General features: G+C 42.3%; 1 pseudogene. It reads right to left on the reverse strand.

Features of this window, described 5'->3' with window-relative positions:
• Positions 1-196 (reverse strand): annotated as a pseudogene (locus tag NE668_RS10010) (sodium-dependent transporter); the annotation flags it as partial.
• Between the last annotated feature and the right edge of the window lie 45 nt (positions 197-241).

Raw genomic sequence — 241 nt, forward strand, 5'->3', positions numbered from 1 at the left:
GGTTAAATCCAAACACACATGGAAGTGAAAGCAGGATAATCACAACCAGATTCACTGCCACTGCCTTGCCTCTCGAGCATCCGGTCAGATCCATCGCAAATGAAATGATATTTTCAAATACCGCAATAATCGTTGACGCCGCCGCAAAAAGCATACAGAGGAAAAAGATACTTCCCCAAATTCTGCCTCCTGCCATAGAATTAAATATATTCGGCAACGTAATAAAAATAAGGTTCGGACC

Origin of the sequence: Veillonella parvula (genome assembly GCF_024461875.1) — a bacterium.
GTDB lineage: Bacteria > Bacillota > Negativicutes > Veillonellales > Veillonellaceae > Veillonella > Veillonella parvula_I.